The following is a 21,622-nucleotide window of genomic DNA, read 5'->3' as shown; positions in this document are numbered from 1 at the left end:
GTCAGAAGTACCCCTCGCGCTTGCGGTCTTCCATCGCGGCCTCGGACATCTTGTCGTCGGCACGCGTCGCGCCCCGCTCGGTGAGCCGGGAGGCGGCGATCTCGGTGATCACGGCGTCCAGCGTCGTCGCGTCCGAGTCGACGGCGCCGGTGCACGACATGTCGCCGACCGTGCGGTAGCGGACCTGCCGGGTCTCCACCCGCTCGCCCTCCTTGGGACCGCCCCAGTCGCCCGCGGTCAGCCACATGCCGGAGCGGCTGAAGACCTCGCGCTCATGGGCGAAGTAGATCTCCGGGAGTCCGATGCCCTCGCGGGCGATGTACTGCCAGACGTCCAGCTCGGTCCAGTTGGAGATCGGGAAGACCCGGACGTGCTCGCCGGGGGCGTGCCGGCCGTTGTAGAGCTGCCACAGCTCGGGGCGCTGGCGGCGCGGGTCCCACTGGGAGAACTCGTCGCGCAGCGAGAAGACCCGCTCCTTGGCGCGGGCCTTCTCCTCGTCCCGGCGTCCGCCGCCGAACACGGCGTCGAAGCGGTGCTCCTGGATAGCCTCGGTCAGGGGCACGGTCTGCAGCGGGTTGCGGGTGCCGTCCGGGCGCTCGCGGAGCTTCCCGGCGTCGATGTACTCCTGTACGGAGGCGACATGGAGCCGCAGCCCGTGCCGGGCCACCGTGCGGTCGCGGTACTCCAGCACCTCGGGGAAGTTGTGCCCGGTGTCGACGTGCAGCAGCGCGAACGGCACCGGCGCCGGCGCGAACGCCTTGAGCGCCAGATGCAGCATCACGATCGAGTCCTTGCCGCCGGAGAACAGGATCACCGGCCGCTCGAACTCGCCCGCCACCTCCCGGAATATGTGCACGGCCTCGGACTCCAGGGAGTCCAGGTGGCTGAGTGCGTACGGATTGCCGGTGCCTTCCGACACGGTCGCGACGGTCGTCATGCCGCACCCCTCTCGCTCAGCAGCGCGTACAGCTCCGCCGCGGACTCCTGCACGGTCTGCCGGTGCGACTCGATCCGCAGATCCGGCGACTCGGGTGCCTCGTACGGGTCGTCGACCCCGGTGAGCCCGCTGATCTCGCCGGCCGCCTGCTTGGCGTAGAGCCCCTTCACATCGCGTTCGGAGCACACTTCGACCGGGGTCGCGACATGCACTTCCAGATACGCGGTCCCCTCGGTCTGGTGCCGCTTGCGGACCGCGTCCCGGCTGTCCGCGTACGGGGCGATGACCGGGACCAGCACCTTCACGCCGTTCGCCGCCAGCAGCTCGGCGACGAAGCCGATCCGCTGGACGTTGGTGTGGCGGTCCTCGCGGGAGAAGCCGAGACCGGCGGAGAGGAACTCCCGGATCTCGTCGCCGTCGAGCACCTCCACACGGTGGCCCTCGCCGCGCAGCCGCCCGGCGAGTTCGTACGCGAGGGTGGTCTTGCCCGCGCTCGGCAGACCGGTCAGCCAGATGGTGGCGCCCGTCTCCGTCACGCTCATCGAAGTCTCCTGATCAGTCGTCATCAGTTGTGCAGCCCACACTCGGTCTTGCCGCGGCCGGCCCAGCGCCCGGCCCGTGCCTCCTCGCCCTCCAGCACCCGGCGGGTGCAGGGCGCGCAGCCCACCGAGGTGTAGCCGTCCATCAGCAGCGGGTTGGTGAGGACGCCGTGCTCCGCAACGTACGCGTCGACGTCGTCCTGGGTCCAGAAGGCGATCGGCGAGACCTTGATCTTGTGCCGCTTCTCGTCCCAGCCGACGACCGGGGTGTTCGCCCGGGTGGGGGACTCGTCGCGGCGCAGCCCGGTCGCCCAGGCCAGGTACGAAGTCAGCCCCTCCTCAAGGGGCTCGACCTTCCGCAGCCTGCAGCACAGGTCGGGGTCGCGGTCGTGCAGCTTCGGCCCGTACGCGGCGTCCTGCTCGGCCACGGTCTGGCGCGGGGTGAGCGTGATGACATGGACGTCCATCACGGCTTCGACCGCGTCACGGGTGCCGATCGTCTCGGGGAAGTGGTAGCCGGTGTCGAGGAAGACCACGTCGACGCCGGGAAGGACGCGCGAGGCGAGGTGGGCGACGACCGCGTCCTCCATGGACGAGGTGACGCAGAACCTGCTGCCGAAGGTGTCGGCCGCCCACCGCAGGATGTCCGGCGCGGAGGCGTCCGCCAGCTCCCGGCCCGCCCGCACGGCCAGCCGCTCAAGCTCCTCCGCCGTGGGTTCCCCCCGCAGAGTGCCCGTCATGTCCCGTCCCTTTCACCGTCGTTGCGCTGCAGTCCCCGGGTCAGCAGGCCCAGGAACCCGAGCCGGAACGCGCGGTTGCAGGAAGCGCATTCCCAGGCGCCGTGGCCGCTCTCGTGCGGGCGCAGGTCCTCGTCGCCGCAGTAGGGGCAGTAGAACGGTGCGGCGCGTTCGCTCATGACAGCGACTCCGCACCGGCCCGCGCCGCCCAGGCCGCGAACCGCTCGCCGTCCTCGCGCTCCTCCTGGAAGCGGCTCAGGACCCGCTCCACGTAGTCGGGCAGTTCGGCCGAAGTGACCTTCAGGCCGCGGACCTTGCGGCCGAACCCGGCCTCCAGGCCCAGGGCGCCGCCCAGGTGCACCTGATAGCCCTCGACCTGGTTGCCGTCGGCGTCGAGGACGAGCTGGCCCTTGAGGCCGATGTCGGCGGTCTGGATGCGGGCGCAGGCGTTGGGGCAGCCGTTGATGTTGATGGTGAGCGGCTCGTCGAAGTCCGGCAGGCGGCGCTCCAGTTCGTCGATGAGCGCGGCGCCGCGTGCCTTCGTCTCGACGATCGCCAGCTTGCAGAACTCGATGCCGGTGCAGGCCATGGTGCCGCGCCGGAAGGGCGACGGATTCACCTGGAAGCCGAGCGCCTCCAACCCGGCGACCAAGGAGTCCACCCGGTCCTGCGCCACGTCGAGGATGAGCATCTTCTGCTCGACGGTGGTGCGCAGCCGGTCCGAGCCGTGTGCGGCGGCCAGGTCGGCGATCTTGGCGAGTGTGGAGCCGTCCACGCGGCCGACCCTGGGTGCGAAACCGACGTAGAAACGGCCGTCCTGCTGCTGGTGCACACCCACGTGGTCGCGCCAGCGGCTGCTGGGCTGCTCGGGTGCGGGCCCGTCGACCAGCGGGCGCTTCAGGTACTCGTCCTCCAGGACCTGGCGGAACTTCGCGGGACCCCAGTCGGCCATCAGGAACTTCAGACGGGCGCGGGTGCGCAGCCGCCGGTACCCGTAGTCGCGGAAGATGCCGACGACCCCGGCCCAGACGTCCGGGACCTCGTCGAGCGGCACCCAGGCACCCAGCCGCTCGGCGAGCCGCGGGTTGGTGGAGAGACCGCCTCCGACCCAGACGTCGAAGCCCGGACCGTGCTCGGGGTGGACCACGCCGACGAACGCGATGTCGTTGATCTCGTGCACCACGTCCTGCACCGGCGAGCCGGAGATCGCGGTCTTGAACTTGCGCGGCAGGTTGGAGAATTCCTTGTTGCCGATGTAGCGGTCGTGGATCTCGTCGACTGCGGGGGTGCCGTCGATGATCTCGTCGGCGGCGATACCCGCCACGGGGGAGCCGATGATCACACGGGGGCAGTCACCGCAGGCCTCGGTGGTGGAGAGCCCGACGGCCTCCAGCTTCTCCCAGATCGCCGGGACGTCCTCGATGCGGATCCAGTGCAGCTGGATGTTCTGCCGGTCGGTGATGTCCGCGGTGCCGCGTGCGTACTCCTGCGAGATCTCGCCGATGACCCGCAGCTGCGTGGTGGTCAGCCGGCCGCCGTCGATGCGGACGCGCAGCATGAAGTACTTGTCGTCCAGCTCCTCCGGCTCCAGGACCGCGGTCTTGCCGCCGTCGATGCCGGGCTTGCGCTGGGTGTACAGACCCCACCAACGCATGCGTCCGCGAAGGTCGTTGGGGTCGATCGAGTCGAAACCGCGCTTGGCGTAGATCGTCTCAATGCGTGTCCGCACATTGAGACCGTCATCGTCCTTCTTGAACTGCTCATTGCCGTTGAGCGGAGTGTGGTGCCCCACGGCCCACTGGCCTTCGCCACGGTGGCGTCCGGCCTTGCGGCGGGGCGTGGTGGTCGCAGGCTGTTCCGGGGTAGCGGCCATGACAGTACGTCCTTCGGGACTGCAGGAGGGCGGCTCTGAGCTGCACACTCGCGCTGAGGCGCGGCGGTGCGCAGGGATGGCAGAGAAAAGGGGGATCGCGGCGGTGCTGGGACTCTCAGCTCGCCGGACAGATGGCGCTGGACATGCGGCCGAGATCGACGTGGCGTCGACTCACCAAGGCAATTCCAGTTCCAGACATGACGGAAGCGTGTCACGCGAATCTCCGAGCAGTCCACCACTATCCATGATGTGGACGAGAGTGTCCCGTGATACGAGACGACGTGATGTCCGGCGCTCCATCCCCCCAGGCCGGGCCGCCCCGAATGGGCGCAATCGCCCCATCTGCCGCCGGAAGGCGCCGCCCCGCCGGCGGCGTACTACCGCTGTGCCCCCGGCCACGGCCCCGGCGTCGCCACCTTGGGCTCCAGCTCCACCTTTGTGTCGAAGAGCCGGAAGCCGCGCCGCAGATAGTTGTCCATGGCGTGCGGACCGTCCTTGGAGCAGGTGTGCAGCCACACCCGCTTCGTCGGCGTCCGCTCCGGCCAGCGCTCCGCCAGGTCCCAGGCGCGGGCGACCCCGTACGACAGCAGATGGCCGCCGATCCGGCGCCCCCGGAAGGCCGGTATCAGCCCGAAATACATGATCTCGACCATGCCGTCGTCCTGCGGGTCCAGCTCGATGTATCCGGCCGGGGTGCCGTTCGCGTACGCCACCCAGGTCTCCGCCCCGGGCCGGTCCAGGGCCTCCTGCCACTGCGCGTACGTCATCGGGAGCCGGTCGGTCCACCGGATGTCACCGCCGACCGCCGTGTACAGGAACCGGCTGAACTCGGGCAGCGGCACCCCCGCCCGCACGATCCGTACATCGCCCTCCGGGACCGCGGCAGGGCGCAGATCGTCGGGGGAGGTCTGTTCCAGGGACCAGATGGTCACCTCGGTGGTGGCGTCGGCGGCGGGTGCGGGGTTGCTCATGAGTGCCAGGGAACCATGCCGCACGTCCCGGACCAAAGCCGGTCCCGCGGCCCGGACGGGCGGGACCGCCCACCAGCGGTCCCGGCTCCGCCCACCAGCGGTCCCGGCTCCGCCCACCAGCGGCTCCGGCTCCGCCCACCAGCGGCCTCGGCTTCGCCCGCAAGCCGCCGCGGGACCGCCCGCAAGCGGCCGCGGGACCGTTCGCAAGCGGCGGGAAAGGCCCTACGCGGAAGCGGAAAAGGTCCTGCGCGCCTCGGCCACCGCCGGAGCCGTCGAGCGCGGCAGCAGATCGGCCGGGTGCTCCGGGTGGATCACCTCGACCTCGACCCCCTCGCCGAAACGGTACGGGCGGTGCGCGAGCACCTCCGCGAGATGGCGGCGAATCCGCGAGATCTCCGCCCGCACCGTCACCGTCCGGGTCGCGTCGCCGAAGACGTCCTCCGCCAGCTCCGAAGCGGTACGCCCCTCGCGGTGCAGCGCCAGGGTGTACAGCAGCTCCGCATGGCGCGGCGAGAGCCGCTGCGTCCACGTATCCACCGCGCCCACCACATTGACCGTGAGGCCGCGCGGTCGGCTCAGATCCAGCACCACCCTCCGCTGCGGCCCGTCCGCCGGCCCGTCGGTGACCCGCACCAGCCAGCCGCCGTGCAGCGGCTCGACCTGGCACATGCCGAGCGACGGCAGCCACACCCGGCCCGGCCGCAACGACTTCGGCAGCGGCAGCCGGTCGACCGGCGGCATGCCCGTCACCGCGGCGAGCCAGCCGTGGGCGTCCACCGCCAGCGCCCGGCCGCCCAGCCGGCACAGCAGCGGCGCGGCCACCGCACGCAGCCGGTCGATCGCCTGCAGATGCCGGTTCCTGATCTCGCTCTCGGCCAGCTTGGCGACCGAACCGACCAGGGCGAGCGAGGTCGGATGGAACGTCGACGCCGGCCCGCTGATGTCGACGATGCCGATCAGCCGGCTGTCCCGCGGATCACGGACCGGGGCCGCCGCGCATGTCCAGTTGTGCAGACTGCGCACGAAGTGCTCCGACGAATGGACCTGGACCGGTGTGCGCGAGACGAGCGCCGTACCGATCGCGTTCGTCCCCGTGTCCGCCTCCGCCCAGGCCGCGCCCTCCGCCAGGCAGATGCCGTCCGCCCGGCGCAGCACCCCCGTGTTGCCCCGGCGCCACAGCACCCGGCCCTCCACATCGGTGACCACCACGATCTGCTGGGCGGCGTCCGCGAGCGAGACCAGGCACTCGTCCAGCAGCGGCATCACCTCGCTCAGCGTCGAGGTCCTGCGCCGGTGCTCGATCTCGTCCATCTCCAGCAGCACACTCTCGGTGGACTGGTCCGGATCGACACCGCTGCGCAGCGCCCGGTCCCACGAGGCGCTGATCTCCGCGCGCGGGGCGACCGGTGAATGCTCGCCCGCGAGCCTGGCCTCCCTGGCCCGGTGGGTCAGGCGCAGGGCCCGGACGGACTCCGGGACAGCCGATCGCGTCACCTCGGCGGCGCTTGTCTCCACTCATTCCCCCCAGATGCCAGAGCCGGCTCGAAGGCCCGAGGCCCCATCCTGCCGGTTGCGAGGGGGCCGATAGCGCGCACTCCACACAATGGTTGCAACCCTTTGCAACTCTGGCGAGGGGGTGCGGGTCCGTACGAGAGTGACGGAACACCGTACGGCGGAGCCTGTGCCCCGCCGCTCGATGTGCACAGCATGGAGGGTGGTGCCGTGTCGGCGCAGCACCACCCTCCGTCGCTGCACGGGCAGCTAACGCTCGACGGGCCGCGCCCGTTCCACCACCGACGCCAGATCGAGGCTGTGCGGCAGCGTCCCGAAGGCGGCGCCCCAGTCCCCGCCCAGACGCGACGCACAGAACGCGTCGGCGACCTCCGGCGGCGCCCAGCGCACCAGCAGCGAGCCCTGCAGCACCAGAGCCATCCGCTCGACCAGCCTGCGGGCCCGTGCCTCGATCCCGGTCAGATCCGCGAACTCCGTCAGCATGTCCTTGACCGCCCTGTCCAGCCGGTGATCGGCGCCGCGCGACCCGCCGATCTCCCGGAGGAACGCGTCCAGCGCCCCCGGCTCGCGCTGCAGCGCCCGCAGGACGTCCAGCGCCTGCACATTCCCCGAGCCCTCCCAGATCGAGTTGAGCGGAGCCTCCCGCAGCAGCCGCGGCATCCCGGACTCCTCGACGTAGCCGTTGCCGCCGAGGCACTCCAGCGCCTCACCCACCACCGGTGCGCACCGCTTCGTCACCCAGTACTTCGCCGTCGGCACCGCGATCCGGAGAAACGCCTGCTCGCTCTCGGTACCCGCGTCGTACGCCGCCGCCAGCCGCAGCGCCAGCACCGTCGCCGCCTCCGACTCCAGCGCCAGGTCGGCCAGCACATTGCGCATCAGCGGCTTCTCGATCAGCACCCCGCCGAACGCGCTGCGGTACGTGCAGTGGTGGATCGCCTGCGCCACCGCCTGCCGCATCAGCGCCGCCGACCCGACCACGCAGTCCACCCGGGTCGCCGCCACCATCTCGATGATGGTGCGCACCCCGCGCCCCTCGTCGCCGACGCGGCGCGCCCAGGTCCCGTCGAACTCGACCTCGCTCGACGCATTCGACCGGTTGCCCAGCTTGTCCTTCAGCCGCTGGATCGCGAACGGGTTGCGGGTGCCGTCGGGCAGCACCCGGGGGAGCAGAAAACACGTCAGCCCGCCGGGCGCCTGCGCCAGCACCAGGAACCCGTCGGACATCGGCGCCGAGCAGAACCACTTGTGGCCGGTGAGCAGATACTCGCCCGCCGCGGACAGGGGCTCGGCCCGCGTCGTGTTGGACCGTACGTCCGTGCCGCCCTGCTTCTCCGTCATGCCCATCCCGAAGAGCACACCGGCCTTCTGCGCGGCGGGCCGCAGCCCCCGCTCGTACACCGTCGAGGTCAGCAGCGGCTCCCACTCGGCGGCCAGCGCCGGGTCGGTGCGCAGCGCCGGCACCGCCGCGTGCGTCATCGACAGCGGGCAGCCATGCCCCGCCTCGGCCTGCGTCCACACCAGGAAGCCGGCCGCCCGCCGCACATGACCGCCGGGCCTGCCCCAGGCGCCGGTCAGGCCCGCGGTGACCGCGTGACCCAGCAACCGGTGCCAGGCCGGATGGAACTCCACCTCGTCGATGCGATTCCCGTACCGGTCGTGAGTGCGCAGCACCGGCGGATTCTCGTTCGCCTGCGCGCCCCAGGCCTGCACCTGCGCGGAGCCCGCGGATCTGCCGAGTTCGCCGAGCTCGCCCCGGGCCTCGGCGAGCAGCTCGGCCGGCAGGTGACGTCGTACTGCCTCGGTGAGCGCGAGGTCGGCGGCGAAGACGTCGTAGCCGACCAGCGGCGGTACCTGGTTGAACACTGTGTGGGTGGTGGCTGCCATGCCGATACGGTAAGGATGTGCAGGCAGCAAATGAAACACCCGAGCGGCCATCGGGGCGGCTCCACCGGGTCAGAGTCCTCTACCGCAACGTGTCCAAGCGGCAGATGGTCTGGCAGTTGCTCAAGGACACCGTCAACTCGTGCATGGAGTACCGCATTCTGGGACTCGCGGCCGAGGCGGCGTTCTTCACCCTGCTGTCCCTGCCTCCCCTGCTGCTCGGGCTGATCGGGCTGCTCGGATACGTCGACGAGTGGACCAGCACCACCACGGTCGCCTCCATCGAGCGCAACATCCTCAACGCCGCACAGACGGTGCTCAGCGAGCGGGGCGTGAACGACTTCGCCAAACCGCTCCTGGCGGACGTCACCACCGGTGCCCGGCCCGATGTCATCTCGATCGGCTTCGCGATCGCGCTCTGGTCCGGCTCCCGCGCGGTCAACGTCTTCATCGACACGATCACGGTGATGTACGGCCTCGACGGCCAGCGCGGCATCGTCAAGACGCGGCTGCTCTCCTTCCTGCTGTACGTCGTCGCGCTGCTGCTCGGTGCGGTGGTGCTGCCGCTGCTCGTGGTCGGCCCGGACCGGGTCGTGGAGTTCATCCCGTGGGGCACCGAGCTCATAAGCGTGCTGTACTGGCCGCTGGTGATCCTGCTGTCGATCGCGTTCCTGACGACGCTCTACCACGTGTCCGTACCGGTCCGTTCGCCGTGGATCGAGGACGTGCCGGGGGCGCTGGTGGCGCTCGCGATGTGGGTGCTCGGCAGCTTCCTGCTGCGGATCTATCTCACCAGTACGGTCGAGGGCCCCACGATCTACGGCTCGTTGGCTGCCCCGATCGCCGTCCTGCTGTGGATCGGGATCTCCGCGTTCGCGGTGCTGGTGGGAGCGGCGGTCAATGCGGCCATCGACCGGGTGTGGCCGTCGCTGGCGACGGCCGCGGCGCGTGCGGCCAATGACCGGGTACGGGCGGCCCAGGCCGCGGAGTTCGTCGCGCGGACGCAGGCGGAGAACCGGGACGGGGACTGGGACGACGACGATGATGACGACGATGACGACTGCGGCGAGAGTCCCTATATGCCGTCCGAGTTCCCGGAGCGCTGGTCGAGGTTCCTGCCTCCGGACGATGTGAAGTCCAGGCTGCAGCCGAGCCGCGACAAGGAGAAGGAGTCGGACAGGCCGGACTCCGGCCCGCCGGACTCCGACAAGCCGGATTCCGGCGGGCCGGACAACGCGTCCGAGGGCTGAGGATGCCGCCGGCTACCCGGCGGGCGGCGGGGCCGGGGCGGGTGGGGTCGGCGCGGGTGGGGCCGTGGGCGCCGGTACGGGGGCGGCTGCCGGAGGGGCGGGAGGCGCGGGTACAGCTGGTGTCTCCGGTGTCGCGCCGGGGGACCAGGACAGTTTGACCACGAGGTGGCCCTCGACCGCGCTCTTGGCGATCACGGCCCCGGCCTCCGCGGTGATCTTCACCCCGAATTCCAGCTCCACACCGTCCGGTTTGAGAGCGCCGTCCCGGAACACGGCGAGCGCGGACTCGGCGGCCGAACGGATTCCCGTGAGAGCGCTGTCGAACGTACGGCCCGCCCTGGCCAGGGTGTTGTCGTCGCCCAACGCGACCAGATGCGCACCCGGCGTATGACGGTCGACCTCGACCGTGACCGTCGCGCCGCTGTCGGTGGTGAACTCCATGAGTGCTGTCATGACCCGCCCCCGGGAAGCCGATTCCGTTCTCCGACGAGATGAGGACGAGACTAGCGTGTGGGGCATGGGCGGCAGGTACGAAGAGTGGGCGTCGCGCTTCGACGGTGCGACCGTGTGGACGCTGAGTGTGCCGGAAGGGGCGGTCCACCCGGTGCTGCCCGACGGTTGCATGGACCTGCTCTGGATCGACGGACGGCTGCTCGTCGCGGGCCCCGACACCCACGCCGGGACGTCGGCCGTCGGGACCGGCGGGCAGTATGCGGGGATCCGCTTCGCGCCCGGCACGGCTCCCGCACTCCTCGGCGTCCCGGCGCACGAACTGCGCGACCGCCGGGTCGCCCTCGCGGACCTGTGGCCCGGCGCGCTGGTCCGCGTACTCACCGAGCGCCTCGCCGAAGCCCCCGATCCCGCCGCCGCACTGGAGGCCGTCGCCCTGCGGCGGGCAGCGGGTACCGCACCGCCGGACCCGCTGATGCGGTCCGTCGCCGCACAGTTGGGCGGTGGCCGGTCCGTCGCCGACACCGCGCTGGCGGTCGGCCTCGGCGCCCGCCAGCTGCACCGCCGCTCACTGGCGGCCTTCGGCTACGGGCCCAAGACGCTCGCCCGGGTCCTGCGGCTCCAGCGCGCGCTCGCGCTCGCCCGGTCCGGAAAGCCGTACGCCGAGGCGGCGGTCGAAGCGGGCTGCACCGACCAGGCCCATCTCGCGCGGGAGATGCGCGACCTGGCCGGGACCACCCTGACCGCCTACCTCACGCCGCCCTCGTAACGGGCCGGACGGGCGCTCCGGTCTCAGCCGCCGTTGCCTGCGAACAGCGACACCGCGCAGCCGTCCGGGTCGAGGACCACCGCGTAACGCTGCCCCCACACCGCGTCCCACGGCTTCAGATGTCCCCGGTACCCGGCGCCGGTCAGGTCGTCGTACACCGCGTCCACCTCTGCCGCGCTGTCGCAGAGAAACGCGAGCCCGAGACGTTCCCCGCCGCGCGGCGGGGTCCATTCGGGGTCGAACGACCGGGTGACCTCTTCGGTGTCCCACAGCAGGCGTTGCCCGCCCGGGAGGGTCACTTCGACGTGGGGTGCGGATTCCGCGTCGGCGGGGATGTCGAGGCCGAGCCGGCGGTAGAAGGTGAGCGATGCGGCCAGATCCGCGGTGATGATGCCGATCGCGTCCATGCGTGGTGTCATGCTCCGACCGTAGGCCGGTCGCCGCCCCCGGTCTTGTACGAAACGGACGTGGCCACGGTCTCCGAGCCGCCGCGGACGCACCGGGGCTGCCCGGGACCGCCCAGGGCCGCCCGGGGTCGCAGGACCCGTCGGATCCGGTCGGTCGGGACCTGCTGGGACCTTCCGGGACCTGCCGGGCTGTGGCCGGATCTGCTGGGGCTGTGGCCGGGTCTGCCGGGGCCTGTCGGGGTCTGCCCGGACTGTGACCGGACCTGTCGGGGTCTGCCCGGGGCTGTGGCCGGATCCGGGCAGACCCCGTCTCGTTGTTACGACGGCGCGGTGCCGGCCGTGCAGTCGGCGGGGGATGTCCCCGGGGCCGTCAGCGGGAGACCGAGCTGGGCGCGTTCGGTGACCCAGCGGCTCGGGCGGTGGCGGGGGTCGCCCGTCGTGCGGTGCAGCGCCCGGTGCAGTTCCAGCATCCGCGCGGCGCCGATCCGGTCGCCCCAGGCCAGCGGACCGACGGGATAGCCGAGCCCGGCCGTGACGGCCAGGTCGATATCGGCGGGGGTGGCGATGGAACGTTCCGCGATCGATGCCGCGACCGACACGATCGAGGCGAGCAGCCGCTGCGCGACCGAGCCCGCCGTGTCACGTACCACCGAGACCGCGTAGGGCCCGTCCCCGTCCCCGTCCCCGCCCGCCGCCCTTGCCAGCACCGCGCGGGCGTCGCGCGCGGCGGCCGGGTCCGCCGCCGGGGTCACGGCCAGCACCCGCCGCCGGCCGACCGGAAGCAGCGGGTCCACGCCGAAGGTGCGCCCCGCCGGCAGCCCGTGCGCGGCGACCTCCGAGGCCACCGTGGTGCCCCAGACCGGAACCAGGACGACGGCATCGGCGGATGGCTCCGCACCGGTCTCGACGACGGCGCCCGCGGCGGTCAGCGCCGCACGCAGCGCGGCCGCGTCCTGGTTCTGCGGCGCGGCGCCGTGGACGAACACCGGGCGGTCCGCGTCGCCCGTGACCGGCGGTTCCGGGTCCGGGGAGGGCGCCTCGGGGCCGTGGTCGAACCAGCCTCGTCCGGTCTTGCGGCCGTGCAGCCCGGCGGCCACCCGGTTCGGGGTGAGGTAGGAGGGGCGGAGCCGGTCCGCGTACCGGAATCCCTGCCAGATCGAGTCGATCACCGCGGCCGTCACATCCAGGCCGGTGAGGTCCATCAGCTCGAACGGTCCCATCCGCAGGCCGAGCACGTCGCGGGCGATCCGGTCGATGCCCGCCGGGTCGGTGACCGTCTCCTCCAGCAGCGCCAACGCCTCGGTGACCAGACCGCGGCCTGCGTGGTTGACCAGGAAGCCGGGGGTGTCGGCGACCGTGACCGCGCGGTGTCCGCAGCTCTCGACGAGTGCGGTGAGGGCCGGCGGGATCTCCGGGCGGGTGGCCGCGCCCGGCACGATCTCGACGATCTTCATCAGCGGAACCGGGTTGAAGAAGTGCAGCCCGGCCAGGCGGGTCGGATCCTTCAGCGCCGCGGCGATCCGGGTGACCGACAGGGACGAGGTGTTGGTGGCGAAGACCGCCGTCGCGGGCAGCGCCTGCTCCAGCCGGCCGAAGACCTCCGTCTTGGTGTCGAGGTCCTCCCGCACGGCTTCGATGACCAGTTCGATGTCCGGTCCCCCCGCCCACGGGTCGTCGAGCGGGATCAGCCGATCCAGGGCGGCGGTGGAGTCCTCGGCGGACATCCGGCCCTTCTGCACGGCCCGTTCGAGCATGGACCGTACGAACTCCACGGCGGCTGTCACCGCCTCCGTACGTACGTCGCACAGCTCGACGGTGTGTCCGGCGGTTGCCGCCCACTGGGCGATGCCGCGGCCCATGGCCCCGGCGCCGACGATCCTGATACGCATGGCGGTTGCGGTCCTCTCGGGGTGTGACATGTGATCCGTCTCAGCGAAGATAGACGCGGTCCGGGTCCACGTCCTCGCGCAGCAGCCGGAGTTCGGCCGCGGTCGGCGGCGGTACGGTCCCGACCGTGCCGGCGACCTTCAGGTCCCAGCCGGTGGCCGCCCGCACCTGTTCGACGGTGACGCCGGGGTGGACGGCGACCAGCCGCAGCTCCTCGCCGACGCCCGCGCGGGCCAGGATGCCCAGTTCGGTGATGACCCGGGTGACACCGGCGCCCAGCGGGCGGATGCCCTCGGCCAGCGCACGGTCGGGTCCGGGAGTGGTGCAGAAGTCGAGGGTGCCGGTGAAGGAGCGCGGATTGTGGCGGCGCATCACCACGAAGACCTCGCGGGAGTTGGCCATCACTTCGATGCCGCCGCCGGATCCGGGCAGCCGGACCGACGGGCTGTCCCAGTCGCCGATCACGGATGTGTTGAGGTTGCCCCAGCGATCGATCTGCGCGGCGCCGAGGAACCCCACGTCGATGTGGCCGCCCTGCAGGACGCAGCCGAAGAGCGCGGGCATCGAGAGCACCGCCTCGGCGCCGGTGATCAGCACCGCGTCGGCGATGGTCTCCGGAAGATGCGAGGGATGGGCGCCGCAGACCCCGGACTCGTACACGACCTCGATCTCCGGCGCGACGGTCAGGTGTGCCAGCTCGGTAGCGAGGGTCGGCAGGCCGATCCCGGCGAACACCGTCCGGTGCGCGGCCAGTTCGCGGGACGCGGCGACGGAGAGCAGCTCCGACGAGGTGATGGTGTCCGGTGCGGTGGTGGTCATGGTCCGTTCCTTCGCGTGTCCCGATTCCGTCGTCGCAGCCGTCGTGCCGGGGTCCGTCGTGCCGGGGTTCGTCGTGCCGAGGTCTGCCGTGTCGGGGTCTGCCGTGCTGGGGTCCTTCGTGCCGGGGTCCGCCGTACTTGCTTGCGTCGTACTCACAGACGCCGTCCGTAGTTCACCGGGCGGCTCAGCGCCTCGCCGACAGCCAGCCCTGCCCAGAAGTCCTCGCCGAGTCTGTCGACGTACTCGGCGTGATCGGCCGTCCCGCGCACCCATTCGTCCAGCCACTCCTGCAGGCGCTGCGGATCCTTGCTGATGTGCGACCAGGCCCGGTAGAAGGCGTTGTCCCGGTCGTAGTACCCCTGGGCGAAGGAGGGATGGGCGCCGCGCGGGCAGAGGACGACCGCGTCGACCGCGTGGGCGGGGACGAGCGTGCGGTTCGGGTCCGAACGGATCACCTCGTCGTCGACGATCTCCTCCACGACGACGACCGCCTTGTCCGCCGCGTACACCGCCTCGGCCTGGATGCCGGTCAGGCCCCACATCTGGGTGTTACCGCTGCGGTCGGCGCGCTGGGCGTGGATGATCGTCACGTCCGGGTTGACCGGAGGCACGACATAGATCTCCTCGGCCTCGCCGTCCGGGCCCGGGTACGGCGAAGTGACCTTGCGCAGAGCGCTGTTGACGGACGGCAGATCGCTGCCGCCGTAGCTGCGCAGCGGGTGGAACGGCAGCCGCTGGGCGCCGGCGAGGTAGCGGCAGACCATCCCGTAGTGGCTGTACTCCTCGAAGGCGAGCGGCGCCGGGTCTCCCCTCTCGATGCGGCGCCGCAGCTCGCCGAGCGATCCGGCGGAGGAGTTGCCCACGAAGGAGGAGACCAGCCGCGAGACACAGCCCGCGGCGACCATCTGGTCCACCACGATGTCCGCGGTCATCCGGACGACGGTGAGATCCCGGCGGCCCTGACGGATGATCTCGTGGCCCGCGGCGGTGGGGACGAGATGGGTGAAGCCTTCGAGGCAGACGGTGTCACCGTCGTGGACGAAGGCGGCGATCGCCGCCTTCATCGACCTCGTCTTGCCCTTCCGGTCCGTCGTGGCCACGGTGCTCCTCCGGCTCTGCGCGCGCTTTGTGCATGCGCGTCGCCCCACCGTGTCAGCGGCTATTGATTGCTGTCCAATACCAAATTAAGGTCACATCAAGACGTTCCGGTAATGAATCGAGGAGCGGGCATGGAGCTGCGTCATCTGTCCGCGTTCGTCGCCGTGGCGGAGGAACTGCACTTCGGGCGGGCCGCGAAACGGCTGCAGATGGCCCAGCCGCCGCTGAGCCAGCAGATCCGGCAGCTGGAGAAGGAGTTGGGCGTCCAGCTCTTCGAACGCAACACCCGGTCCGTGCGGCTCACCAGCGCGGGCGAGTCCTTCCTCCAGCCCGTACGGACCGTGCTCGACGACCTCGACACCGCGGTGCGTGCGGCGAAGGCGGCCGGCCGGGGTGAGTACGGACGGGTCACCATCGGCTTCGCGGGCGCCTCCAGCCACGAGACGCTGCCGCTTCTCACCCGCGCCGTACGCGCCGCCCACCCCGCGCTCGAACTGGTCATGAAGGGGCAGACGTACGCCAATGTCGCCCTCGACCGGGTCGCCGACGGCTCGCTCGACCTGGGGTTCGTCCGACTGCCGGTGACTCAGCCGGGCGTGGCGTACCGGGTGATCGACGAGGAGGAGCTGGTGTGCGCGCTGCCCTCCGACCACCCGCTCGCCCGTCTGGAGAGTGTCCCCATCGGGGTCCTGGCGGAGGAGCCCTTCGTCTCCTTCCCCGCCAACACCGGCTCCACCGTGCGCGACGCCATGGTCGGGGCCTGCGAGGCCGCCGGGTTCAACCCGCGCGTGGTCCAGGAGGCGCCCGACTCGTACACCATCCTGGCGCTCGTCGCCGCAGGAGTCGGTGTCACCCTCACCGTCACCTCCGTCCAGCACATCCAGCAGAGCGGCCTCGTCTACCGGCCGCTGTCAGGGCCGCCCATCCGGCTCCAGGCGGCGCTGGCCTGGCGGGCCGACAGCCCCTCCGCCGCTCTCCGAGCAGTGCTCGCGGTGGCGGAGGAAGCCCTGCCCACCCCGGCGGGTCCGCCCACCCCGCCGGCCGGTCCGGCCGGCCCGGGGGGTCCATCAGGTCCGGTGGGGCGGACGGACTTGGTGGGGGACCGAACCACCGCAAGTCACCATTGAGACGCGCCGCGTCTTGAACCAGGGTGAACTGGATATTGGACCGGCTCAGTCACCGGATGCAAGGGTCGGCGGCACACGCCCTCGCCACCGAAAGGTCACGCCGTGCCCGACCAGCAGCCCGATGTCGTCATCTGTGAACCGCTGCGCACCCCCATCGGCGGTTTCGGCGGAGTGTTCGCACAGCAGACGCCGACCGCGCTCGCCGCACGCGTCATCGCCGAGGTCGTCGCCCGTACCGGCATCGACCCCGCCGCGGTCGACGAGGTGATCCTCGGACACGCCTACCCGTCCGCCGAGGCCCCCGCCATCGGCCGGGTCGCCGCCCTCGACGCCGGGTTGCCCGAGACCGTCACCGGCGCCCAGATCGACCGGCGCTGCGGCTCCGGCCTCCAAGCCGTTCTCGACGCGGCGATGCAGATCAGGGCCGGTTTCAGCGAGGTCGTCGTCGCGGGCGGCGTCGACGTGATGAGCGCCGCCCCGTACTACACGCACGACGGCCGCTGGGGCATCAAGGGCCCGGGTCTCCAGCTCCACGACGCGCTGGCCCGGGGCAGGGTCACCGCGGGCGGTGTCAACCACCCCGTACCGGGCGGCATGATCGAGACCGCCGAGAACCTGCGCCGTGCGTACGGCATCAGCCGCGCCGATCAGGACGCCCTCGCCCTGCGCTCGCAGCAGCGCGCCGGCCGGGCCGCGGCGGAGGGGTGGTACGACGCGGAGATCGTCCCCGTCACCGTGCGGACCCGCAAGGGCGAGACGGTCGTCACCGCCGACGAGCACCCCCGCCCGGACACCACCGCCGAACAACTTGCCGCGCTGCGCCCGATCATGGCGAAGTCCGACCCGGAGGCGACCGTCACCGCGGGCAACGCCAGCGGTCAGAACGACGCGGCCGCGGCCTGCCTGGTGACCAGCGCGGCCACCGCCGAACGTCTCGGCCTCACCCCGCTGGTCCGGCTGGTCTCCTTCGCCCGCGCCGGAGTGCCCGCCGCGACGATGGGGATCGGCCCCGTCCCGGCGACCCTGGCCGCGCTCGACCGCGCCGGGCTCACTCTCGCCGACCTCGACCTGATCGAGATCAACGAGGCGTTCGCCGCCCAAGTACTCGCCTGCACCAGGGAGTTGGGGCTCGGCGACACGGACCATGAGCAGCGCATCAACGTCAACGGCTCCGGTGTCTCCCTCGGCCACCCGGTCGGCGCCACCGGCGCCCGTGTCCTCGCCACGCTCACCCGCGAGCTGCACCGTCGCGAGGCCCGGTACGGCCTGGAGACCATGTGCATCGGTGGCGGGCAGGGGCTCGCCGCGATCTTCGAGCGCATCCCGGCCTGAGGCGGCCGGGTGCGGTGAGACGCGCCGGACGTCTCACCGCACCGGCAATTCGGTATCGGACCGTTCCGGGTCCCGGCCGGCACCGCAACCGCCGTCGCGCACGCGTCGGCCAGCGAGCGGCACGACGAGCCGGGGCCGGACTCGCAGCGCGGTCAGGGGCGCCGCTCGGCGTCGCTCGGGGAAGCCTCGGGTCGGGTGTGGAGGACTTCGCGGGCCTGTTCGGCGGCGCGGGTGATGCTTTCGCTGATGAAGTCGAGGAAGCGTGCGACGTTCTCCAGGCGGGTGGCGGCGGGGGTGTGGGGGCCGAGGGCGGCGACGCCCTGGCGTGCGGTGGCGACGAGCTGGTCGTTGGACCGGGCGCTGGCGATCGTCGCCTGGTAGAAGAGTTCGTCGTCGACGACGTAGCGGTCGCGGCGCCGTTCGTCGCGTTCTCGGCGGACGAGGCTCTGGCTCTCCAGGAAGGCGATCGCTTTGGAGATGGACGCCGGGCTGACCTGGAGGCGCTGGACGAGGTCGGACGCGGTGAGGCTGCCCGCGTCGCTGGTGAACAGGCAGGTCAGCACCCGGGCCATCATCTTGGGCAGGCCCGTGGCCATGAGGACCGTGGTGAGCGTCTCCTCGTACTCGGCCACGGCCTCGGCGTTGCGTCCATGCGGCTGGGGAACCGGCCCTGCCGCTTGGGAAGAGGCGGGCCTGCGCCGTTGGGCGCGGCGTTCGGTGGCGCGGTGGGCCAGGTCGGCACGGTAGGCGGTGGGGCCGCCGTTGCGCAGCACCTCCCGCGTGATCGTCGAGGTCGGACGGTCGAGGCGTCGGGCGATCTCGGCGTAGGAGAGGCTGTCGGCCAGCCCCAGCGCGATCTGCCGACGTTCCTGCTGCGTGAGCCTGCCTCCCGGCATCGCGATCTCCTCGGTGATCCTTCGTAGCGGTCCTTGATCTCTCACCATAGCGTTCACTTCCTACTCCATTGCAATGATCGGAGAGATCGTCGTTGCGTTATTCTCAAGGTTATTGCAACGGTTTCTCTGCTCTCACCTGCATGTATGTCACTTTGATGCAATAAGTATGTTGTCGAGATATGGAAAGCAACGTAGCGTTTCTGGTGTCGGAAACAGTGAACGAGCACGGGAGAGCACGATGCAGAAGTTCGACACCCCCGCCCCGATCTCCGCAGTCCTGGACATCCCCGCCGGACGCATCCAGTTCATCGCCGCCAACCGTGCGGACACCACCGTCGAGGTCCTGCCCGCCAACCCCTCCAAGAGCCACGACATCAAGGCCGCTGAGCAGACCACCGTCGCCTACGCCGACGGCGTCCTGCGGATCCACACCTCCGAAAGCACGAATCAGCTCTTCGGCCCCTCCGGATCCTTGGAGGTCGCCGTCCAACTGCCCGCGGGCTCCCGCATCGAGGCCAGGACCGCCGGCTCCGAGCTCCGCGGCGTCGGCCGCCTCGGCGATGTCGCCTTCGAAGGCGCGTACCGCCAGATCAAGATCGACGAGGCCGAGAGCGTCCGCCTGACTGCGGTCGACGGCGACGTCGAGGTAGGCCGGCTCAACGGCCCCGCGGAGATCAGCACCGAAAGGGGCGACATCCGGATCACCGAGGCCGTGCGCGGCACGGTCGTGCTCCGCACCCAGTCCGGCGACATCTCGGTCGGTGCCGCCGCCGGCGTCTCGGCCGCTCTGGACGCCGGCACCGACTACGGCCGCATCAGCAACGCCCTCAAGAACGACGGCACCGCCGAACTCGACATCCGCGCCACCACCTCCCACGGCGACATCACCGCCCGCAGCCTCTGAAGGCACCGAACCAGGACCAACATGGCCACGCCTCACGCGAACAGGTGGAACACATGACGAAGAAGCGCACTTCCTCGACCGGTTCGACGTGGACCGGCATGGTGCCGGTCGACGATACGGCCCTGGCCGTGACCGACACCGGCGGTCCCGGCATCCCCGTGGTCTACCTCAATGGCCAGTTCGCCACCCAGGGGTACTGGCGGCGGGTCCTCACCGAACTGGGGACGGGGTGGCGGCACATCACGTACGACGAGCGGGCCCGCGGCAAATCGAAGCGTTCGGCGGACTACTCCTTCGAGGCAGCCGTCCGGGACGTCGACGCCGTCCTCGCGGCCAGGGGCGTAGACCGGGCGCTGCTGGTGGGATGGTCCTACGGAGCGTTCGTCGCGGCGCACTGGGCCGGCCGGAATCCGGACCGTGCCTTGGGTGCGGTCCTGGTCGACGGCGCATTCCCGTACGACTGGCTCGACGAGGCCATGGAACAGCGGATCCGGAAGCTGTACCGACGGCTGGGCTGGTTCCTGCCGCTGCTGCGCCCGACGGGCCTGGCCCCGCGGATGACCGCCGAACAGCAGGCGGACAGCAACATCGAGATCGGCGTGATCTCCCGCGAGCGCGAGCTGGGCCCCGTGCTGGACAACATCACCGTCCCGGTGCGGTATGTGGTCGCTTCGGGAACGTCCTTCGGGAGCCGCGGTGACGAGCAGGAACGGATACGCACCAGTCTCGACGCGGTGACCGCCCGGAACGCGAACATCCGGATCGGCGCGAAGGTCGCCGGCAACCACGGTGCGATCCTGAAGAAGGAGTCCCCGGCCATCGCCGAGGCCGTGCGCGAGGTCGCCGCCCTCGATCACGGGGAAGACTGAAGACACGACCGGCGCACGGACGACAACTGCACGTCCTCGCTGTCGTCGTCATCGTCCAGCTCGACCGACTCCGGGTCGCGCAGGGGCCGCGGCCCCTCGCGCGGTGGGCGCGCGGCAAAGGCGCAGCGGCTCGGGCAGTTGAGGCTGGTGTGCTTGAGTGGGGAGACACGAGGCCACGTCCTCGTCCAGGGCGTCGTGCTCCCGCTGTTGCGCGGGAAAGACCCGAGGGCGGCCTGTTCCTCGTGGTTCCCCACGCCGCGCTGTCGCACTGGACGGGAACGGAGGGCGACTACGACCGGGCCTGCGAAATGACGGACCTTGTGGGAGTGCTCGAACTGCCTGACGAAGCCGAGGCGTTCGTCCTCGGGGACGAACCTCTCTCCACCGCCTACCTTCCCGAACACCGGGTCCGAAGGGCGCTGCATGGCCGACCCCGGAACTGGCGGGGTCGGCGGCAGCAGGGCGGGATCAGCCGTTGCTGACTTCTCGCGCTACGCGCTCCAGTCGGCGCCGGTGCTTCTCCCACCATGCCCGATCTGCTGGTGGCAGGCTGTCCTTGCCCTCCAGGCACCCGACGGATCCGTCGACGAGCTCTCGCACGATGTCGGCGTGGCCGGCGTGCCGCTGGGTATCGGAGATCACGCGCACCAGGATGTGGTGCAGTGTCACCTCTCGCCGTTCCTCCGGCCACCACGGGACGTGACCGATCGCGTCAAGCGGCAGTGTCGCGATCGTGTTGTTGGAGTGCTCCCACGCCTGGTGGTACAGCCCGACGATGTCGTCGCGCGACTCGTCTGCGGTGGCCCACATGTCCGCGTTGGGTTCCGGGTCCTCCGTATACCACCAGGGCGGCAGCTCCTCGTCGAAGAACGGCCGCCCGAACGTGTCGCCGAAGTACCCCAGCTCCACGCTTGCGATGTGTTTGACCAGCCCCAGCAGGTTCGTGCCCGTGGGGGTCAGCGGGCGGCGGATGTCGTATTCCGAGAGCCCATCGAGCTTCCATAGCAGGGCGTCACGCCCTTCTTGCAGGTAGCGGAGAAGGTCCGCTTTCGGGTTCGGTTCGATCATGCCGGGCAGTCTTCCACCCAGCACTGACAGTCGGGCTCCATGGGACTGGGATCGATCCGAGGGCCGGGCCGTGGAGTGCTTCTGCCGGTGTGATCGGCTGCGGCGGCAAGGAGACTTCGTGATTCGAAGCCCTCCAACCGCGCGGGGCGCCACAAGGTCCTCTCCGAGCAGATCGGCATCCGCATCAAGGTGCGGCCCGAGCTGGGGAAGGCGGTCGCGCCGGCCCGCCGGTTCAAGGAAGCCGCGCCCGAGAAGCCGGTGGTCTTCACCGTTCACGAGCTCAAGCGAGGAGT

The 21,622-nt window shown here is 71.0% G+C and carries 22 protein-coding genes and 1 pseudogene; 7 read left to right on the top strand and 16 right to left on the bottom strand.

What is annotated here, in order from left to right; genetic code table 11:
• Nucleotide 1 precedes the first annotated feature (1 nt).
• The 9 genes from cysD to ACIOMQ_RS10475 form a co-directional block, all read right to left on the bottom strand.
• Nucleotides 2-937, bottom strand: a complete 936-nt coding sequence (gene cysD / locus ACIOMQ_RS10515) for a sulfate adenylyltransferase subunit CysD (RefSeq protein WP_362197806.1) — start codon at nucleotides 935-937, stop codon at nucleotides 2-4.
• Complete coding sequence (cysC, locus tag ACIOMQ_RS10510; protein WP_389798693.1) at nucleotides 934-1,479, bottom strand: adenylyl-sulfate kinase; 546 nt, start codon at nucleotides 1,477-1,479, stop codon at nucleotides 934-936. Before cysC ends, cysD begins: the two co-directional genes overlap by 4 nt.
• A gap of 23 nt (nucleotides 1,480-1,502) precedes the next feature.
• Nucleotides 1,503-2,216 carry a phosphoadenylyl-sulfate reductase gene (locus tag ACIOMQ_RS10505; protein ID WP_401263685.1) on the bottom strand — a complete coding sequence of 238 codons (714 nt, stop codon included), beginning with the start codon at nucleotides 2,214-2,216 and terminating at the stop codon, nucleotides 1,503-1,505.
• Nucleotides 2,213-2,392, bottom strand: a complete 180-nt coding sequence (locus ACIOMQ_RS10500; RefSeq protein WP_402188584.1) for a hypothetical protein — start codon at nucleotides 2,390-2,392, stop codon at nucleotides 2,213-2,215. The genes ACIOMQ_RS10505 and ACIOMQ_RS10500 overlap by 4 nt, the downstream gene beginning before the upstream one ends.
• A complete protein-coding gene (locus ACIOMQ_RS10495; protein WP_362197794.1) occupies nucleotides 2,389-4,086 on the bottom strand; it encodes a nitrite/sulfite reductase in 1,698 nt (565 codons plus the stop codon). The genes ACIOMQ_RS10500 and ACIOMQ_RS10495 overlap by 4 nt, the downstream gene beginning before the upstream one ends.
• Nucleotides 4,087-4,201: 115 nt before the next feature.
• The gene (locus ACIOMQ_RS10490) at nucleotides 4,202-4,285 is read right to left on the bottom strand and encodes a putative leader peptide (RefSeq protein ID WP_309486338.1); all 84 of its coding nucleotides are present in this window, start codon (nucleotides 4,283-4,285) and stop codon (nucleotides 4,202-4,204) included.
• A 178-nt stretch (nucleotides 4,286-4,463) separates the two neighbouring features.
• Nucleotides 4,464-5,057: a GNAT family N-acetyltransferase gene (locus ACIOMQ_RS10485; protein WP_402188582.1), complete on the bottom strand. Its 594-nt coding sequence runs from the start codon at nucleotides 5,055-5,057 to the stop codon at nucleotides 4,464-4,466.
• 222 nt (nucleotides 5,058-5,279) lie between these two features.
• The gene (locus ACIOMQ_RS10480; protein ID WP_362197788.1) at nucleotides 5,280-6,572 is read right to left on the bottom strand and encodes a GAF domain-containing protein; all 1,293 of its coding nucleotides are present in this window, start codon (nucleotides 6,570-6,572) and stop codon (nucleotides 5,280-5,282) included.
• Nucleotides 6,573-6,818: 246 nt separating this feature from the next.
• The gene (locus ACIOMQ_RS10475; RefSeq protein ID WP_402188580.1) at nucleotides 6,819-8,456 is read right to left on the bottom strand and encodes an acyl-CoA dehydrogenase family protein; all 1,638 of its coding nucleotides are present in this window, start codon (nucleotides 8,454-8,456) and stop codon (nucleotides 6,819-6,821) included.
• A 17-nt stretch (nucleotides 8,457-8,473) separates the two neighbouring features.
• Between ACIOMQ_RS10475 and ACIOMQ_RS10470 the strand changes: the two genes are divergently transcribed.
• Nucleotides 8,474-9,703, top strand: coding sequence for a YihY/virulence factor BrkB family protein (locus tag ACIOMQ_RS10470; RefSeq protein ID WP_401263687.1), 1,230 nt, complete (start codon nucleotides 8,474-8,476; stop codon nucleotides 9,701-9,703).
• Between the two features lie 12 nt (nucleotides 9,704-9,715).
• Here ACIOMQ_RS10470 and ACIOMQ_RS10465 read toward each other — a convergent pair whose 3' ends face one another.
• Entirely contained in the window at nucleotides 9,716-10,156 is a 441-nt protein-coding gene (locus ACIOMQ_RS10465) for a CU044_2847 family protein (protein ID WP_402188578.1), read from the bottom strand.
• 64 nt (nucleotides 10,157-10,220) lie between these two features.
• Between ACIOMQ_RS10465 and ACIOMQ_RS10460 the strand changes: the two are divergent.
• Nucleotides 10,221-11,009, top strand: a pseudogene (locus tag ACIOMQ_RS10460) (DUF6597 domain-containing transcriptional factor).
• Here ACIOMQ_RS10460 and ACIOMQ_RS10455 read toward each other — a convergent pair.
• The 4 genes from ACIOMQ_RS10455 to ACIOMQ_RS10440 form a co-directional block, all read right to left on the bottom strand.
• Nucleotides 10,946-11,341, bottom strand: coding sequence for a VOC family protein (locus ACIOMQ_RS10455; protein ID WP_362197779.1), 396 nt, complete (start codon nucleotides 11,339-11,341; stop codon nucleotides 10,946-10,948). The pseudogene ACIOMQ_RS10460 and the gene ACIOMQ_RS10455 overlap by 64 nt on opposite strands.
• Nucleotides 11,342-11,646: 305 nt before the next feature.
• Nucleotides 11,647-13,218: a 3-hydroxyacyl-CoA dehydrogenase gene (locus tag ACIOMQ_RS10450; RefSeq protein ID WP_402188576.1), complete on the bottom strand. Its 1,572-nt coding sequence runs from the start codon at nucleotides 13,216-13,218 to the stop codon at nucleotides 11,647-11,649.
• 40 nt (nucleotides 13,219-13,258) lie between these two features.
• A complete protein-coding gene (locus tag ACIOMQ_RS10445; protein ID WP_401263690.1) occupies nucleotides 13,259-14,035 on the bottom strand; it encodes a CoA-transferase subunit beta in 777 nt (258 codons plus the stop codon).
• A 152-nt stretch (nucleotides 14,036-14,187) separates the two neighbouring features.
• Nucleotides 14,188-15,099, bottom strand: coding sequence for a CoA transferase subunit A (locus ACIOMQ_RS10440; RefSeq protein WP_401263777.1), 912 nt, complete (start codon nucleotides 15,097-15,099; stop codon nucleotides 14,188-14,190).
• Nucleotides 15,100-15,264: 165 nt separating this feature from the next.
• Between ACIOMQ_RS10440 and ACIOMQ_RS10435 the strand changes: the two genes are divergently transcribed.
• Both ACIOMQ_RS10435 and ACIOMQ_RS10430 read left to right on the top strand, forming a co-directional pair.
• Entirely contained in the window at nucleotides 15,265-16,260 is a 996-nt protein-coding gene (locus ACIOMQ_RS10435; RefSeq protein ID WP_401936422.1) for a LysR family transcriptional regulator, read from the top strand.
• Between the two features lie 102 nt (nucleotides 16,261-16,362).
• On the top strand, nucleotides 16,363-17,592 hold the full coding sequence (locus ACIOMQ_RS10430) for an acetyl-CoA C-acetyltransferase (protein ID WP_402188574.1): 1,230 nt from the start codon (nucleotides 16,363-16,365) through the stop codon (nucleotides 17,590-17,592).
• Nucleotides 17,593-17,744: 152 nt separating this feature from the next.
• On the opposite strand, the gene ACIOMQ_RS10425 is transcribed toward ACIOMQ_RS10430, so the two are convergent.
• Nucleotides 17,745-18,488 carry a helix-turn-helix domain-containing protein gene (locus tag ACIOMQ_RS10425; RefSeq protein WP_402188825.1) on the bottom strand — a complete coding sequence of 248 codons (744 nt, stop codon included), beginning with the start codon at nucleotides 18,486-18,488 and terminating at the stop codon, nucleotides 17,745-17,747.
• Between the two features lie 238 nt (nucleotides 18,489-18,726).
• Here ACIOMQ_RS10425 and ACIOMQ_RS10420 point away from each other — a divergent pair, with 238 nt between their 5' ends.
• The 3 genes from ACIOMQ_RS10420 (at nucleotide 18,727) to ACIOMQ_RS10410 (ending at nucleotide 20,743) form a co-directional block, all read left to right on the top strand.
• Nucleotides 18,727-19,392 carry a DUF4097 family beta strand repeat-containing protein gene (locus tag ACIOMQ_RS10420; RefSeq protein WP_402188572.1) on the top strand — a complete coding sequence of 222 codons (666 nt, stop codon included), beginning with the start codon at nucleotides 18,727-18,729 and terminating at the stop codon, nucleotides 19,390-19,392.
• A gap of 53 nt (nucleotides 19,393-19,445) precedes the next feature.
• Nucleotides 19,446-20,261, top strand: a complete 816-nt coding sequence (locus tag ACIOMQ_RS10415; protein WP_402188570.1) for an alpha/beta fold hydrolase — start codon at nucleotides 19,446-19,448, stop codon at nucleotides 20,259-20,261.
• A gap of 149 nt (nucleotides 20,262-20,410) precedes the next feature.
• Nucleotides 20,411-20,743: an Imm21 family immunity protein gene (locus ACIOMQ_RS10410; protein WP_402188567.1), complete on the top strand. Its 333-nt coding sequence runs from the start codon at nucleotides 20,411-20,413 to the stop codon at nucleotides 20,741-20,743.
• On the opposite strand, the gene ACIOMQ_RS10405 is transcribed toward ACIOMQ_RS10410, so the two are convergent.
• Entirely contained in the window at nucleotides 20,730-21,329 is a 600-nt protein-coding gene (locus ACIOMQ_RS10405) for a DinB family protein (protein ID WP_362197758.1), read from the bottom strand. The genes ACIOMQ_RS10410 and ACIOMQ_RS10405 overlap by 14 nt on opposite strands.
• Between the last annotated feature and the right edge of the window lie 293 nt (nucleotides 21,330-21,622).

The organism is Streptomyces sp. NPDC087845, from assembly GCF_044742755.1.
Classification (GTDB): Bacteria; Actinomycetota; Actinomycetes; order Streptomycetales; family Streptomycetaceae; genus Streptomyces.
The sequence above is the reverse complement of the archived record's forward strand: the minus strand, read 5'-3'. Positions and strand labels throughout refer to the sequence as shown.